At 35.5% G+C, this 13386-nt stretch carries 15 protein-coding genes; 12 read left to right on the forward strand and 3 right to left on the reverse strand.

All coding sequences use genetic code 11. From position 1 onward, the window contains the following. Positions 1–122: 122 nt before the first annotated feature. Positions 123–323, forward strand: coding sequence for a hypothetical protein (locus tag M1D60_RS11535; protein ID WP_456279294.1), 201 nt, complete (start codon positions 123–125; stop codon positions 321–323). 146 nt (positions 324–469) lie between these two features. After that, positions 470–1060: a DUF2441 domain-containing protein gene (locus tag M1D60_RS11540; protein ID WP_456279295.1), complete on the forward strand. Its 591-nt coding sequence runs from the start codon at positions 470–472 to the stop codon at positions 1058–1060. Between the two features lie 145 nt (positions 1061–1205). On the opposite strand, the gene M1D60_RS11545 is transcribed toward M1D60_RS11540, so the two are convergent. Together M1D60_RS11545 and M1D60_RS11550 are read right to left on the reverse strand one after the other, a co-directional pair. Then, positions 1206–3134 (reverse strand): insertion element protein, encoded by a 1929-nt coding sequence (locus M1D60_RS11545; RefSeq protein WP_456279296.1) that lies wholly within the window; start codon positions 3132–3134, stop codon positions 1206–1208. Positions 3135–3148: 14 nt separating this feature from the next. Continuing rightward, positions 3149–3391: a hypothetical protein gene (locus M1D60_RS11550; RefSeq protein WP_456279297.1), complete on the reverse strand. Its 243-nt coding sequence runs from the start codon at positions 3389–3391 to the stop codon at positions 3149–3151. A 267-nt stretch (positions 3392–3658) separates the two neighbouring features. Between M1D60_RS11550 and M1D60_RS11555 the strand changes: the two genes are divergently transcribed. From M1D60_RS11555 to M1D60_RS11590, 8 genes are all read left to right on the forward strand, one after another. Continuing rightward, complete coding sequence (locus M1D60_RS11555) at positions 3659–4849, forward strand: MalY/PatB family protein (RefSeq protein WP_456279298.1); 1191 nt, start codon at positions 3659–3661, stop codon at positions 4847–4849. A gap of 77 nt (positions 4850–4926) precedes the next feature. After that, positions 4927–5127, forward strand: coding sequence for a hypothetical protein (locus M1D60_RS11560; RefSeq protein ID WP_456279299.1), 201 nt, complete (start codon positions 4927–4929; stop codon positions 5125–5127). A 165-nt stretch (positions 5128–5292) separates the two neighbouring features. Beyond that, a complete protein-coding gene (locus tag M1D60_RS11565) occupies positions 5293–7317 on the forward strand; it encodes a prolyl oligopeptidase family serine peptidase (protein WP_456279300.1) in 2025 nt (674 codons plus the stop codon). Positions 7318–7475: 158 nt separating this feature from the next. Then, positions 7476–7685: a DUF1540 domain-containing protein gene (locus M1D60_RS11570; RefSeq protein ID WP_456279301.1), complete on the forward strand. Its 210-nt coding sequence runs from the start codon at positions 7476–7478 to the stop codon at positions 7683–7685. A gap of 247 nt (positions 7686–7932) precedes the next feature. Next, on the forward strand, positions 7933–8766 hold the full coding sequence (locus M1D60_RS11575; protein ID WP_456279302.1) for an amino acid ABC transporter substrate-binding protein: 834 nt from the start codon (positions 7933–7935) through the stop codon (positions 8764–8766). Then, the gene (locus tag M1D60_RS11580) at positions 8753–9454 is read left to right on the forward strand and encodes an amino acid ABC transporter permease (RefSeq protein ID WP_456279303.1); all 702 of its coding nucleotides are present in this window, start codon (positions 8753–8755) and stop codon (positions 9452–9454) included. The genes M1D60_RS11575 and M1D60_RS11580 overlap by 14 nt, the downstream gene beginning before the upstream one ends. Before the next feature lie 17 nt (positions 9455–9471). After that, the gene (locus M1D60_RS11585) at positions 9472–10206 is read left to right on the forward strand and encodes an amino acid ABC transporter ATP-binding protein (protein ID WP_456279304.1); all 735 of its coding nucleotides are present in this window, start codon (positions 9472–9474) and stop codon (positions 10204–10206) included. Between the two features lie 196 nt (positions 10207–10402). After that, positions 10403–10705, forward strand: a complete 303-nt coding sequence (locus M1D60_RS11590; RefSeq protein ID WP_456279306.1) for a spore coat protein — start codon at positions 10403–10405, stop codon at positions 10703–10705. A 110-nt stretch (positions 10706–10815) separates the two neighbouring features. Here the strand turns inward: M1D60_RS11590 and M1D60_RS11595 are convergent, their stop codons facing one another. After that, the gene (locus tag M1D60_RS11595) at positions 10816–11253 is read right to left on the reverse strand and encodes a YueI family protein (protein ID WP_456279307.1); all 438 of its coding nucleotides are present in this window, start codon (positions 11251–11253) and stop codon (positions 10816–10818) included. Positions 11254–11515: 262 nt separating this feature from the next. Between M1D60_RS11595 and M1D60_RS11600 the strand changes: the two genes are divergently transcribed. Next, a complete protein-coding gene (locus tag M1D60_RS11600) occupies positions 11516–12151 on the forward strand; it encodes a TVP38/TMEM64 family protein (RefSeq protein ID WP_456279308.1) in 636 nt (211 codons plus the stop codon). A gap of 177 nt (positions 12152–12328) precedes the next feature. Beyond that, positions 12329–13357, forward strand: coding sequence for an NADP-dependent oxidoreductase (locus M1D60_RS11605; protein WP_456279420.1), 1029 nt, complete (start codon positions 12329–12331; stop codon positions 13355–13357). Positions 13358–13386: the final 29 nt, after the last annotated feature.

Raw genomic sequence — 13386 nt, forward strand, 5'->3', positions numbered from 1 at the left:
CGGTTATCCGATATTATCCGTTATAATTCAGCGCTGATATAATTAGAAGTATAAGAACAGTTAGAATTTGATGAATTTAATAAGTCGCTGTTGACCATAAATGCATAACTAGGGAGGAATTAATGTTTATCCATCGATATAAAACGATAAAAAAACACTTACTTAACGGAGAAACTATTTGGTGGTATCAAGAGAGCTCTTGGTGTGGAAAACGACGAATACTTGGGTGGAGTGGTACAGATATAGTAAATAAAAATTGGCTAGATAAAGCTTGGGTAAGGCATGAATATGACTTTGAAGTTAGAGAAAAAATCGAATCCTAAGGAGTAACAATATGAATTTAAGAAAGTTATTTCCGTAAAGATTGTTGTTTTTTAACAAAAAAATATAAAAGTTATTATAATAGTAATAAATGGTAATCCAGATAAAATAAAGAAAACACGATTACTATAGAACTGGGGGACTTGTCATGGAAAAGAACGAACAGTATGTTTACCACCTTGTAACTAGAAAACATATGAGTCTAGGTCAGGTAATAAACTTTGATAAAGATCAAAAAAATACCTTATATCATTTCTTTTTTGATAAGGAACAATTAAACCCTAAAGGTGAAGACTTTATACAGATATTATATGGACATTATTCAAATGAAGGATTAAACATGAATAAGGAAAATGCCGATGTGGCTATTAGGTATGTAGGTCAAACTATAAGAGCTATAAGAGAAGTGATAGTAGAAATGGTTAGACTTCAAGAATTTCCTGAATATCCTTCTAGATTATCTTGCTTATATGCTGCTAAGAGTTATGAAGACGCATTAAAATGGAAAGAGTTATTTGATTCTTATAATCGGAAAGTTTTGCAAATCGTTAAACTGCGTGTTAATGGAAACTATTTTGAAGGAGATGGAAACCTACTACCAAAAGAAGATAGTGTTCCTTTCTCTAAAAAAATTGAACAAGCTAGGGAATATTGGAAAGGTAATAAAAGAAACGATCTTCCAGAGTTATTAATTAATGGTAAGATTGAAGTGGTTGAAATTATTAATGATTTTTCATAAGCGGCTATTAATGATAAGTTTTATGACCTCGTTCAAGGGTGTATTTTTAGGGTACCTACATTGAAAACATGAAAGAAAAATTTGCTAATTTCTCGATATCTTAAAATAGACTTGAGATGCAGCTGATAATATCAGTTGCATCTTTTTATGTTTTATAAAGGATATCATTTACATCAAATACTTTATTCGTTATACCGATTCTTTGTGATGGGGTTTTTCCTTCTTTGTCTGTATAACAGAAGTTATAAAATGTTCGCAAAATGGTAATGGCATATTGAGCATATTTAGGGTTGAAGTTTGCATAAATGTAGCTCTTACCTTCTGCTCTAGCCGTCATCAAGGGGCGTTCTAAAATCGATATACGTCTACGAATTTGTTGAATAAAGCTGTTTGTAGCATGATCGCTAACATTAAGTATCATGGATGCCAGTTTGCTATTATCAAAACCGCTAATATCTGTCCTACAATCAACAGTCATAGTACCTTTATCAATGCCAGGCAATGGATGGTTAATTGGATTGTTGAGGTATGCCATGACTTTTTTATCAGGAAGCTGGACCTCTTTACAAAATTGGTGTGTCTTTAATTGCTCCACTAAATATGCATGAGCAACATTGGTGTGATTTTTCCCTTCTCCCCAGGATTTCAAAAACTTCCGAGCCTCTATGTATTCTTCATACGCTTGTTTTCTGCTCTTCGTTTTATCAATTTTATTAATAAAATGGTGAGCATTATACAACCTAAAATCATCTGAAAACATCCTATATACACTGTTTATCAACGAATAATCTTCATCTGTGACAAACCTCCATTCTTTTGCTTGCACCATCTGCTTAATTAACCAAAAGTGAGCCATTGCCGTATAGTTAGATTTAACGTGTAGGCCATCGATATACTTTTCCCGTTCCTTTATTTTATAAAATTCCTCGTTATAACCGGAATGTGTTTGTTCATCTACTTTTGACGGCTCTTGAGGATAATAAGAAAAACGCAACCGGTCGTTTTTCCGACAGAAAGAATCTACATGGTCATCTCGATACCATAACGTCTCTTCCTCCAATTGTTTCAGTGTAACATTCCAATCATAAGCTATGTCACTACGAAATACATACCGAGACTTTACATCTGCTGAAATGACAATGTGAGTTTGTAGAATCTTATCTTCTATGTCCGAATAGTGCGTACCACCTCTTCCTTTCTGTCTTACATTGTTAAGGTAATACTGCATCTTGTCACTATTGATCCAGAGTTCGTCAAAGGAGATACGCTGAAACCCTTTCTTCTCATGTTTTTCAAGAAATTCTATACAACAACGATAGAGCCATTCTAATTTGGTATAGTACGTTTTATTACCCATTTTTAATATTTCACAGGTTCGCTTAACTGGTGTCTTACTAAGTAAGAGCTTGCTGAACATAGGGAGCACATCATTACGCTTCTGGTGATAGGTCGTTGACCGTCTCTTTGACGGAAGAACATTTGTATATTTATTACACTCTAAACATTGATATTTAGGAGATTTACTTGTGCTTGTACCTCTACTATGAAATTTCTTAGGTTCATCAAACGGGGTGACACCATCAAGTGAACAACCTTCCTTATGAAAAACATATTCCGGTTGAAGTTCTTCAACCGTTTGTAATTCAATAAGACGCTTGATTTCTTCTGCAATCGACCAATTAGAAACTGTATATGTTGTACATCCAAGGCTTACTTTAGGTAGGTTCGTAGGGATAGGAATAGGATTGCAAAATATGCTTTTCGTTCCATTTTTGCTTGAGCCTTTCAACTTGTATCGGTATGGTTTATTTTTAATCGCATCAAATCGTTCTTGTTTTAGACCAAACGATTCACAAAAAGGATTGGTGCAGTGATTGGCTTGAATAGAATACTCTTTACCTTCCCATTTAAAAGAGACAGGCGCGTATAGATGCTTATGATAGCGTTTCGCGAACTTATTTGGTTGGAGTATAGGATATTGTAGCTGACGATCTAAAGTCTCATCTTCGCTAACAGGAATGTCTATTTCAACCACATCTTTATCTGAGGGCAGTAATCGTTTTAATTTTGGCATAAGATTTCCTCACCTCACTCTTCTAAACCAATAGATTTGAGCATACGTTTGTTATTGCGACGAGATTTTATCCATTCTATAAAATTCTCATCTTTTAAAAGATTTCGCAGAAGAAATTCATCCACAACTTCCTCTTCACTATATTCGCTATATTCTGCAAAGTAAGACACTGTTGCTCTAGTTCGTTCAGAGATTTTCCAGTCTACATGTTGAGCATTTTTGTTTTTAGGCTTGATAAATTCCAATGATTTAGACATAGTGGCAATCCTTTCTATGTATTTTAGCACTAGTATTGACAACCATTTTAGCATATAAACTAACAGCATGAGAATGATCATTCTCACTTTGATAATTAGTATGCTAATTACAGTGTTAATTCTAACGTTAAAATTACGTAAACCTTGATATATCAATAAAAAATAGCATGCTAAATCATATGCGATTTGGCATGCTATTTGTGTTGTTTTTTCATGTTTTGCACATCAAAAGAGAACCCGTTATGTTAAATATAGGGAGGTACTTTTATGAAGTATAATTTTGATGAAGTCGTAGATCGCCGTGGAACCTATTCTGTCAAATGGGATGGCGGAGAACTTATTAAAGAGATGGGTATGACGGAAAGATATGATCAAGAAACCATCCCATTATTTACTGCAGATATGGATTTACCGGTTCCTCAACCCTTAATTGAAGCATTACATAAGACGGTAGATCATCGAATATTTGGGTATTCAGTTTTTCCAGAGACGTACTATGAATCGATTATCAAGTGGTTTGATCAACGTCATAATTGGGAAATAAAAAAAGAACATATTGTTTATAGTCCAGGAACTGTTCACGCCTTAAATATGGCTGTGAGAGCCTTTACTGAACCAGGAGACGGAATTATTATTCAGCGTCCGGTTTATCCGCCCTTTACTTCTACCATTGAAGGCAACGGAAGAGTGGTCATAAATAATGCCTTACTTTGTGATTCGGAGGGTTATTACTCCATTGATTTTGAAGATTTTGAAGCTAAGGCAAAAAATGAAACAACGAAAATGTTTATCCTATGTCATCCGCATAACCCAACAGGTCGAGTATTTACTAAAGAAGAACTTAGCAAATTATCTGATCTTTGTGCTAAACACAATGTTCTTATCGTTGCTGATGAAATTCATGGAGACTTAATTAGAAAAGACCAAGTATTTCTTCCAATAGCTAAAGTTGCTAATGAAAGTGAACATATTATTACTTTTACAGCGATTAATAAAACTTTTAATGTAGCGGGATTGCATTGTACTAATGTAATCATCCCCAATGCTGAGTATAGAAAAAAGTTTATTGAAACGATGGGTTTTCAGCTTGCATCGCCATTTACCATTGCTGCCCTCATTGCAGTTTATAATGAAGGAGAGGATTGGCTTAACCAATTGGTAGATTACATTGATGAGACATTAGAATATGTAAAACGTTTTTTATCAGAACGGATGCCTAAAGTAAAGGTTAGAATTCCTGAAGGAACATATGTCATGTGGCTGGACTTCAGTGCTTATCATATTTCTCCGGAGGAAGTTCATCACAGAATTTATAATGAGGCAAATGTAATATTAGAAGATGGCAGTATGTTTGGGGAAGAGGGTAGGGATTTCCAGAGAATATGTATCCCATCACCGAGACCTATCATTAAGGAAGCTCTAGAAAGGGTAGAAAGAGCCTTTACTGACCTCAATTAAAAGGTAACATAACCTATGTATGAATTGGAAAATCATGTTAATAATGTTCCTAAATAGGAAGATTAGGATGTGAAGAAATGGATATTTATAAATTTAAACATTACTTAAATGTATTTGGAATTTCATTAGCGATTGCTGCTACGTTCTTTTTTATATTATCGATTCTGACCAATAATATTAATCCGATGATCATTATGTTATTCTCCGTTCAATGGTTAATTACGATTTCAACCAATGAACTGTTTAAGGATTATATGACTCAATGGTTTAATAAATAGTACATTTCGTCAATGACCGCACTCACAGGGGTGCGGTCATTGTTTTTATGTAATATCAATTAAACTAAAACGATTTGTTAAAAAAAATTATATACCTATACAGGTTCAAGCAGGAATTATATTTCGTTTGTCGAAATTTTAAATATAAACGTTTTTAGGAGGAATATGATGACTACAATGAAGAAAAGCGACATCATTGAGGACTTTCACGGAACAAAAGTAGCAGATCCCTATCGATGGTTAGAGGATACAAATTTGCCAGAAACACATGAGTGGGAAAAGGAAATGAAGACCGAGAGTGACACCTACTTCTCACAATCAAATACACGAAATAAAGATAAAGAACGCCTAACGGAGCTCTGGAATTACCCGAAATATTTTGTACCTAAAAAAATTGAAGATACGTTGTTTTATCAAAAAAATGATGGGCTTCAAAACCAAGCTGTTCTTTTCATGAAAAAAGATAATGTTGAAAAAGTATTAATAGACCCCAATCAACTATCGGAAGACGGAACGGTTGCTATGACAAACTTCTCATTCAGTGGGGATGCTCGTTATATTGCATACGCAACTTCAGCTAATGGGAGTGATTGGCAAGAAATCAGAGTTCGAGATATTCAGTCTGGTAATGACCTAGACGAGGTAATTAAATGGGTGAAATTCACCTCTATCACTTGGAGTCCTGATTATACAGGTTTTTTCTATAGTAAATTTCCTGAACCAGGAACTGTTAGTAAAGAAGATGAAAGTAACTATAACAAGGTATACTTTCATAGGTTCGGTACTTCTCAATCTGATGATCTACTCGTTCACGAGCAGTCAGAAGAGAAGGAACTAATGTTTATCCCGATCCTTTCAGAGGATAAGAAATATCTATGCTTAAATGTAAGATATGGAACAGCAGCTGAAAACCGTTTTTATCTTAAGAAAGTAGATTCTGATGGTGAATTCATTAAGCTCCTAGATGAGCAAGATGCTGAGTATTCCTATGTAACCAATGACAATCAAGTGTTTTTCTTCCAGACAGACCTTGGGGCTTCAAAAGGACGAGTCATTTCAATTGATCTAGACAACCCGGGTAAAGAAAATTGGAAACAAGTTATTCCAGAACAAGAATATGTAATCCAACAGATCAAGTACGTGAATGACAAATATATTATGGTGCTGTTAAAGGATGCACATAATATCATTCAAATTTTTAATAAAGATGGTTCATTTGATAAGGAAATACCATTACCTTTTATTGGCTCTTTAACAGAACTGAATGTTAATAAAGGAGATGGTGAGATTTATTTTGGGTTAACTTCATTTTTACATCCAACAAGTACTTACCGTTATGACATTAAAGATGCTCAATTAGAAGTACTTGAACAATCTGAGCTTCCAATCAATGTTTCTGAATTTGAAACGACCCAAATCTTTTATACATCAAAGGATGGTACACGGGTTCCGATGTTTTTAACCCATAAAAAGGGATTAGCATTGAACGGTATGAATCCTGTTATTTTATATGCATACGGCGGCTTTAACGTTAGTTTAACTCCGTCATTTAACCCAGCCATACTTCGTTGGCTCGAAAAGGGTGGAGTTTATGCTGTTGCCAATCTTCGTGGAGGTTCTGAATATGGTGATGAGTGGCACAAAGCAGGAATGCTTGATAAAAAACAAAATGTATTTGATGACTTCATCGCTGCAGGTGAATGGTTAATTGAAAATAATTATACTTCAAAAACCAAGCTATCCATTATGGGTGGTTCTAACGGCGGTTTGTTAGTAGCTGCTTGTATGGTTCAACGTCCTGATCTTTATGGTGCTATCATTTGTAGAGTTCCAGTTATCGATATGCTACGTTATCACACATTTACTATAGGGAGATATTGGATTCCCGAATATGGGAACGCTGAGAAGCCGGAGCAATTTCCGTTCTTATATGCATATTCTCCACTTCATAATGTGAAAGAGGGAGAAAAGTATCCACCCATTTTAATTGCTACAGCAGATAGTGATGACCGTGTGGTTCCTGCCCATGCTAAAAAATTCACAGCAACCTTAAAAGAAAAGGCAACTGCAGATTCAACGATTATCCTCCGCCTAGAGTCTAAGGCTGGTCATGGATTAGGAAAACCAACATCAAAGCAAATTGATGAGTGGGTGGATTTCTATACATTCCTTGATAAGCAACTCATATAATTAATTTAAAGAAGAAGCATACGAATTCCATTATCGTATGCTTCTTTTGCTGTTAAGATTTACTCTTAATTATTTATATCCTATTCTCTTGAGTAAAAATCAAGCTCTTTGAAGAAAATAATAAAGAGAAATTGATAAAAGAATAGGAGGTATGTACCTTGCCTAAAGTTGAGGTCTCATGCGCAATTTCGAACTGCACGTTTTATGGAGAAGGTAATGTGTGTACAGCTGAGAAGATCATGGTAGAACTTGATAATCACTATAGATATGATACTGAAATGGCATCTGAATTAACCGAAAAGAATCATATTGATGAGGCAGGAAATTCTGCTGAAACTTGTTGTAAGACGTTTAAACCTAAGAAGTAGGAGTTCATAGATAAGAACGTACAAAATCTCTGGTTTTGTACGTCTTTTAATATAAAATTTAAAAACAGGACTTTTAATTTTGGTATTAAGCATCAGTGCTTTATGAAAATCAAGAAACATATTAATAATCGATTTAGTGTTTTGATTGCAAGAAGGTCGAGTCAAGATTGTTGACAAACAAAATGTCTTTTAATAAGATTGCAAAGGATAAAATAAGAAATCCAATCAGAATACGGGGGTTTAATGAATGAAAAAGCTATTTATATTATTTTTAGGGTTAATTGTTTTTCTTTCTGCTTGTGGTGGAGACGATGAACAGGGAAAGACAGAGGAACAGGTTAAGGATGAAGCAGAAACGAACTCATTAACTGATCAAGATGATCTATTAACTAATATACAAGAAATCGGAGAACTTAAAATTGGAACAGAAGGGACTTACCCTCCATTCACTTTCCATGACGAAACCGGTGAATTAACAGGATTTGATGTAGAGATTGCCCGTGAAGTTGCTGCTCGTCTAGGAGTAGAACCAGTGTTTTTAGAAACACAATGGGACGCAATGTTTGCTGGGTTAGATGCAGAGCGCTTTGATATGATAGCGAATCAAGTTGGTATTCGACCAGATCGCCAAGAAAAATATGATTTCTCGGATCCTTATATTTCGTCATCTGCTGTATTAGTAACTCAAAAGGACAATGAAGCAGTTTCAAGTTTTGAAGACATTGCTGGATTAAAAGCCGCTCAATCATTAACTAGTAATTATGCTGATATTGCTAAAGAACATGGTGCTGAGATCACAGGAGTTGAAGGATTCAACCAAGCTATTGAATTACTTAGCTCAGGACGTGTGGACGTAACGATCAATGACAAGCTTTCTGTCCTTGATTTCTTAAAGCAAAAGCCAGATGCACCGATTAAAATTGCAGCAACCTCTGAAGATGCTTCTCAAAGTGGACTAATGTTCCGTCAAGATAATGAAACATTAGTTGAAGCAGTCAACCAAGCTTTAACAGAAATGAAGGAAGATGGCACATATCTAGAAATTTCTGAAAAGTGGTTTGGTGAAGATGTATCTAAGTAATATTTTTTCTGATCCAGAGAAAATGGAGCGTTTAATAGATATATTATGGAGTTCCCTTCTTCCTTTATTGAAGGGAGCTCTTTATTATACGATTCCATTAACACTCCTCTCATTTATAGTGGGTATATTAATTGCAGTGTTAACCGCTTTAGCAAGAATTTCGGGGAATTCCTTATTAACTGTTCCAGCTCGAATATATGTGTCTATTATTCGAGGAACACCGCTACTCGTTCAATTATTTATTATTTTTTATGGACTTCCAACAATCGGATTAGTTATTGATCCTTTTCCTTCTGCGGTCATTGGATTTTCATTAAATGTTGGTGCTTACGCATCTGAGATTATTAGAGCAGCGATTTTATCAACACCAAAAGGACAATGGGAAGCGGCATATTCGATTGGAATGAATTATCACCAAGCGCTTAGAAGAGTCATTCTACCTCAGGCTTCACGAGTCTCGATTCCTCCACTTTCTAATACGTTCATTAGTTTAGTAAAGGATACATCCCTTGCGTCTCTAATTCTAGTAACAGAAATGTTTAGACGCGCTCAGGAAATAGCGGCACAAACCTATGAGTTTTTATACTTGTACACTGAAGCAGCTGTCCTTTATTGGGTAATTTGCTTTGGACTTTCAATCGTACAGGGAAGACTTGAGCACCGATTTGATCGATATGTGGCAAAATAAAAAAAAGGAGTTTCAAGATGATTGAAATTCAACAATTACAGAAGAAATTTGGTAGCTTACATGTATTAAAAGGAATAGATTTAAAGATAGAAAAAGGGAAAGTAGTAGTTGTAATTGGCCCTTCTGGTTCAGGGAAGACAACATTACTAAGATGTTTAAATGTATTAGAAACGCCAACATCTGGTCGGATTACTATCGGAACCTCTACACTAGACTTCTCAAATAGAGTATCTAAAGCTCATATACAAGGATTTCGAAAATTAACAGGTATGGTATTTCAAAATTACAATTTATTTCCTCATTTTACAGCACTCCAAAATGTTTTTGAGGGCCCTGTAACGGTTAAAAAGATTCCAAAAGATCAAGCTCAAAAAACAGCAGAGGAATTATTAACAAAGGTTGGCTTAAAAGAGAAAATGAATGAGTATCCTTTTCAATTATCGGGTGGTCAGCAACAAAGGGTCGGGATAGCAAGGGCGTTGGCAATGGAACCTGAAGTGATGCTTTTTGATGAAGCAACTTCTGCATTAGACCCTGAGTTAGTGGGGGAAGTTCTAAAGGTAATGAAGGACCTCGCTAATGAAGGTATGACAATGATCGTTGTTACGCATGAGATGAGCTTTGCAAAAGAAGTTGCGGATGAAGTCATTTTTATGGATCAAGGGACAATCATTGAACGAGGAACACCTTCTGAATTATTTATTAACCCAAAGCAAGAACGAACCAGACAGTTTTTAAATCTGTTGCAATAATAATATAAACCTAAGTAAGTGGTAACTAATTAGTAAGGATTACTAGTCCCGAGTGTAATGTCGGGATTTTTTTTACCGATAATTTTTCTTATTTTAGTGATGAAATTGTCCACTAGGCCAAAACCCAACCATATAATGTTCTCCTTCATACTATGGAATTGTAATGAAATTTTCATATAAAAAGGAGACAAATATTATGCAAAATGGTTTAGATCAGAGAAACTTTTCATTTGGGTATGGACTAGGAGGATTTGGCGGTTTTCCTGGATTTGGTTTCGGAGCACCGTATTCTTTACATCAACATTATGGAGGATATCATCACGGGCACCATCATGGTCATCATGGACATCACGGACATCACCATGGACACCACCACGGGCATCACCATGGACATCACCATGGACATCACGGACATCATCATGGCTACGGGCAGTACCCTGGGTATGGATATGGTGGAACACCTAATTTTGGTACCCCATATGGTTACGGTTCATACTAAACATATACAATAGAATACGAAAAAATCTCTCCTCTATATGAAGGAGAGATTTTTTGTTAAGTTGGTGTGATTCTTCTTATGTGAATGTAGTTACCGAGGAAGGGAGACAATTATTGAAATAATCGTTTAAAGAAGGAGGAAAAAAAGTTTTCATCTTCCTTTTCTTTATGTTCTTCATTTTTGTTGATGTATATATTCTCCTGATCAACAGCATAATCATAGGCTAATACAAGGCCAAGTTCAGAATTGACCTTCTTATTTGTAACGAGTTTAAAACCATTATCGTGTTTGTTTGCTAATTTTATATAATCTGATAAATAAGTATAAGTAATATTTCCATTCAAATATAGGGTTGCTTTGGGATGTAATTTCAATAATTCTTCTAGTTCTATGTAAGTTCCAGGCTCTCTCACTTGTTGTTGTGTCAATACAGCAACTACCCGTTCTCTTAGTGTCCCTAAAAATTGATTACGCTCCTCAGGTTTAATCTCCTTTGTTCCATAAATTCCTTGATTCAAATAATCATCGATATTTGGTTTATTACTCATTACAATACCCCCTTGGCCAAATGCTACTATAATATTCTTCTTATATATTTCAAATTATACATGAAAAGCACTTATATTGCGGTATACACACTCCACCTTTCATAAAGGGAATAATAATGGTAAATGCTATGTTATATCACATTTACTAATTAGAATTTCTTTAGTTTTAATAAACGATCTGGATGCCAAGATTATCAGAAGCATACACCAAGCATCCCATCTTAGTCTATTAACTAATTACTAGATCTAAGGGAGTCATTACATGAAAAAAGGAGCCTTATTTGCCGTTATCTATGGAATCATTCTATACATTGCCTTTTTATACAGAGAACCTTTACTAGTGTGGTTAAATCATAGTGATTTATCACAGCTTCCGCTCATGTTTATACTTGCGATCGCATTAGGGATCATTCCAGTGATTCCCTATACCGTCTTTGCTGCACTTATGGGTGCGAAATATGGGACCTGGATTGGTTCTGCCATTAATTGGATCGGTACAATTGGTGCTTCAGCAGTTTTTTTTATACTTGCTCGTTACTTTTTTGTTCACCGATTTCGCCGATACTTAAATAAATTAACGAAGATAAAAAAATTTGATGCGATTATAAGTCGCAATCCCTTTGTCTCTGTATTATTCATTAGGGTGATTCCTTTTGTCCCTACGCCAGTAGTAAACATATATCTCGGTCTAAGTGCCATGACGTTTAAGATCTTCATTCTGGCTACAGCACTGGCTAAAATTCCTGGGACAATTATTTTTGCTTACTTAGGAAATCAACTCATGACCTCGAATCATTCGCTTATAGTAGGAATTTGCATTTATTTACTCTTCATTTTAATTGTCGTCTTTTCTTATAGAAGGTGGTACAGAACGAAAGTGGATGTTGTTACAGAATAGTATGGATAAGTAAGAGGAGTTATATCATTTATCAAAGGTTTATGGTCAAGTCAATTATTTAATACTCTAACCTAAGTATAATAGCATGCAACCTAATTTAATCATTAGCAGGGAATATCCTTGTATAAATAGAAATAGGTAAGGAGCTATATATTATAAACTTAGGGAGTGTGGATGATGATGGAAGGAACGAATAGAAAGATCTTATTAGCAAGTAGACCTGCTGGTATGCCTGATGAAAGAAACTTTACTATGACACAGAATCAAATCCCTGTAATAAGCGACGGAGAAGTGTTAATCAAGACTTTGTATATTTCGGTAGACCCCTATATGCGCGGTAGAATGTCTGACGCTAAATCTTACGCCCAGCCATATAAAGTCGGGGAGCCATTTATTGGTGGAATTGTAGGGAAGGTTGTAGAATCTAAAAATGAAAAATACCAAGTCGGAGCATATATCGAAGGACGTCTAGACTGGGCAGAGTACAATTTATCAGATGGTAGCAATATCCGGAGATTGAAGCCTGAACTTGCCCCTGTTACAACTAGTCTCCATGTCCTTGGTATGCCTGGTTTAACAGCTTATTTTGGTTTATTACATATTGGTCAGCCTAAGGAAGGGGAAACAGTTGTAGTTTCAGGAGCTTCTGGAGCAGTAGGGACGATTGTAGGTCAAATTGCAAAACTCAAGGGTTGCAAGGTGGTCGGAATTGCTGGTGGGCAAGATAAGTGTGAGTTTCTAACGAATGAATTAGGGTTTGATACAGCGATCAACTATAAATCTACCTCTAATCTACGAGAAGCTTTAAAAGAAGCATGTCCTAACGGAGTGGACGTTTATTTTGACAACGTTGGTGGAGAGGTTAGTGATGCGGTTCTAACACTTATTAATTTTCAAGCTAGAATCGTCATATGTGGGCAAATCTCACAGTACAACTTAGAGAAGCCTGAAATGGGTCCTAGAGTAGCGGGGCAGCTTCTTACAAAAAGTGCATTAATGAAGGGGTTTATCGTGTCAGACTTCGCTGAACACAATCGAGAAGGTTTGACAGAACTAACTCAGTGGGTAAAGGAAGGAAAAGTTCAATACAGGGAAAATATAGTTGTAGGGTTTGAAAATACGGTGGATGCATTTTTAGGTCTATTCCGTGGAGACAATATTGGCAAACAGCTTGTGAAGGTTGCTGAGGAAGAAGAGTGTTTATAGACATAAAAAGAAAACTTTTCTAATTTCTT

Source organism: Bacillus sp. AK128 (assembly GCF_053903075.1).

Bases quoted from the DNA above. Each gene is read 5' to 3' on its own strand.
- M1D60_RS11535 (WP_456279294.1), top strand. From the start codon at position 123: ATGTTTATCCATCGATATAAAACGATAAAAAAACACTTACTTAACGGA.
- M1D60_RS11540 (WP_456279295.1), top strand. From the start codon at position 470: ATGGAAAAGAACGAACAGTATGTTTACCACCTTGTAACTAGAAAACAT.
- M1D60_RS11545 (WP_456279296.1), bottom strand. From the start codon at position 3,134: ATGCCAAAATTAAAACGATTACTGCCCTCAGATAAAGATGTGGTTGAA.
- M1D60_RS11550 (WP_456279297.1), bottom strand. From the start codon at position 3,391: ATGTCTAAATCATTGGAATTTATCAAGCCTAAAAACAAAAATGCTCAA.
- M1D60_RS11555 (WP_456279298.1), top strand. From the start codon at position 3,659: ATGAAGTATAATTTTGATGAAGTCGTAGATCGCCGTGGAACCTATTCT.
- M1D60_RS11560 (WP_456279299.1), top strand. From the start codon at position 4,927: ATGGATATTTATAAATTTAAACATTACTTAAATGTATTTGGAATTTCA.
- M1D60_RS11565 (WP_456279300.1), top strand. From the start codon at position 5,293: ATGATGACTACAATGAAGAAAAGCGACATCATTGAGGACTTTCACGGA.
- M1D60_RS11575 (WP_456279302.1), top strand. From the start codon at position 7,933: ATGAAAAAGCTATTTATATTATTTTTAGGGTTAATTGTTTTTCTTTCT.
- M1D60_RS11580 (WP_456279303.1), top strand. From the start codon at position 8,753: ATGTATCTAAGTAATATTTTTTCTGATCCAGAGAAAATGGAGCGTTTA.
- M1D60_RS11585 (WP_456279304.1), top strand. From the start codon at position 9,472: ATGATTGAAATTCAACAATTACAGAAGAAATTTGGTAGCTTACATGTA.
- M1D60_RS11590 (WP_456279306.1), top strand. From the start codon at position 10,403: ATGCAAAATGGTTTAGATCAGAGAAACTTTTCATTTGGGTATGGACTA.
- M1D60_RS11595 (WP_456279307.1), bottom strand. From the start codon at position 11,253: ATGAGTAATAAACCAAATATCGATGATTATTTGAATCAAGGAATTTAT.
- M1D60_RS11600 (WP_456279308.1), top strand. From the start codon at position 11,516: ATGAAAAAAGGAGCCTTATTTGCCGTTATCTATGGAATCATTCTATAC.
- M1D60_RS11605 (WP_456279420.1), top strand. From the start codon at position 12,329: ATGATGGAAGGAACGAATAGAAAGATCTTATTAGCAAGTAGACCTGCT.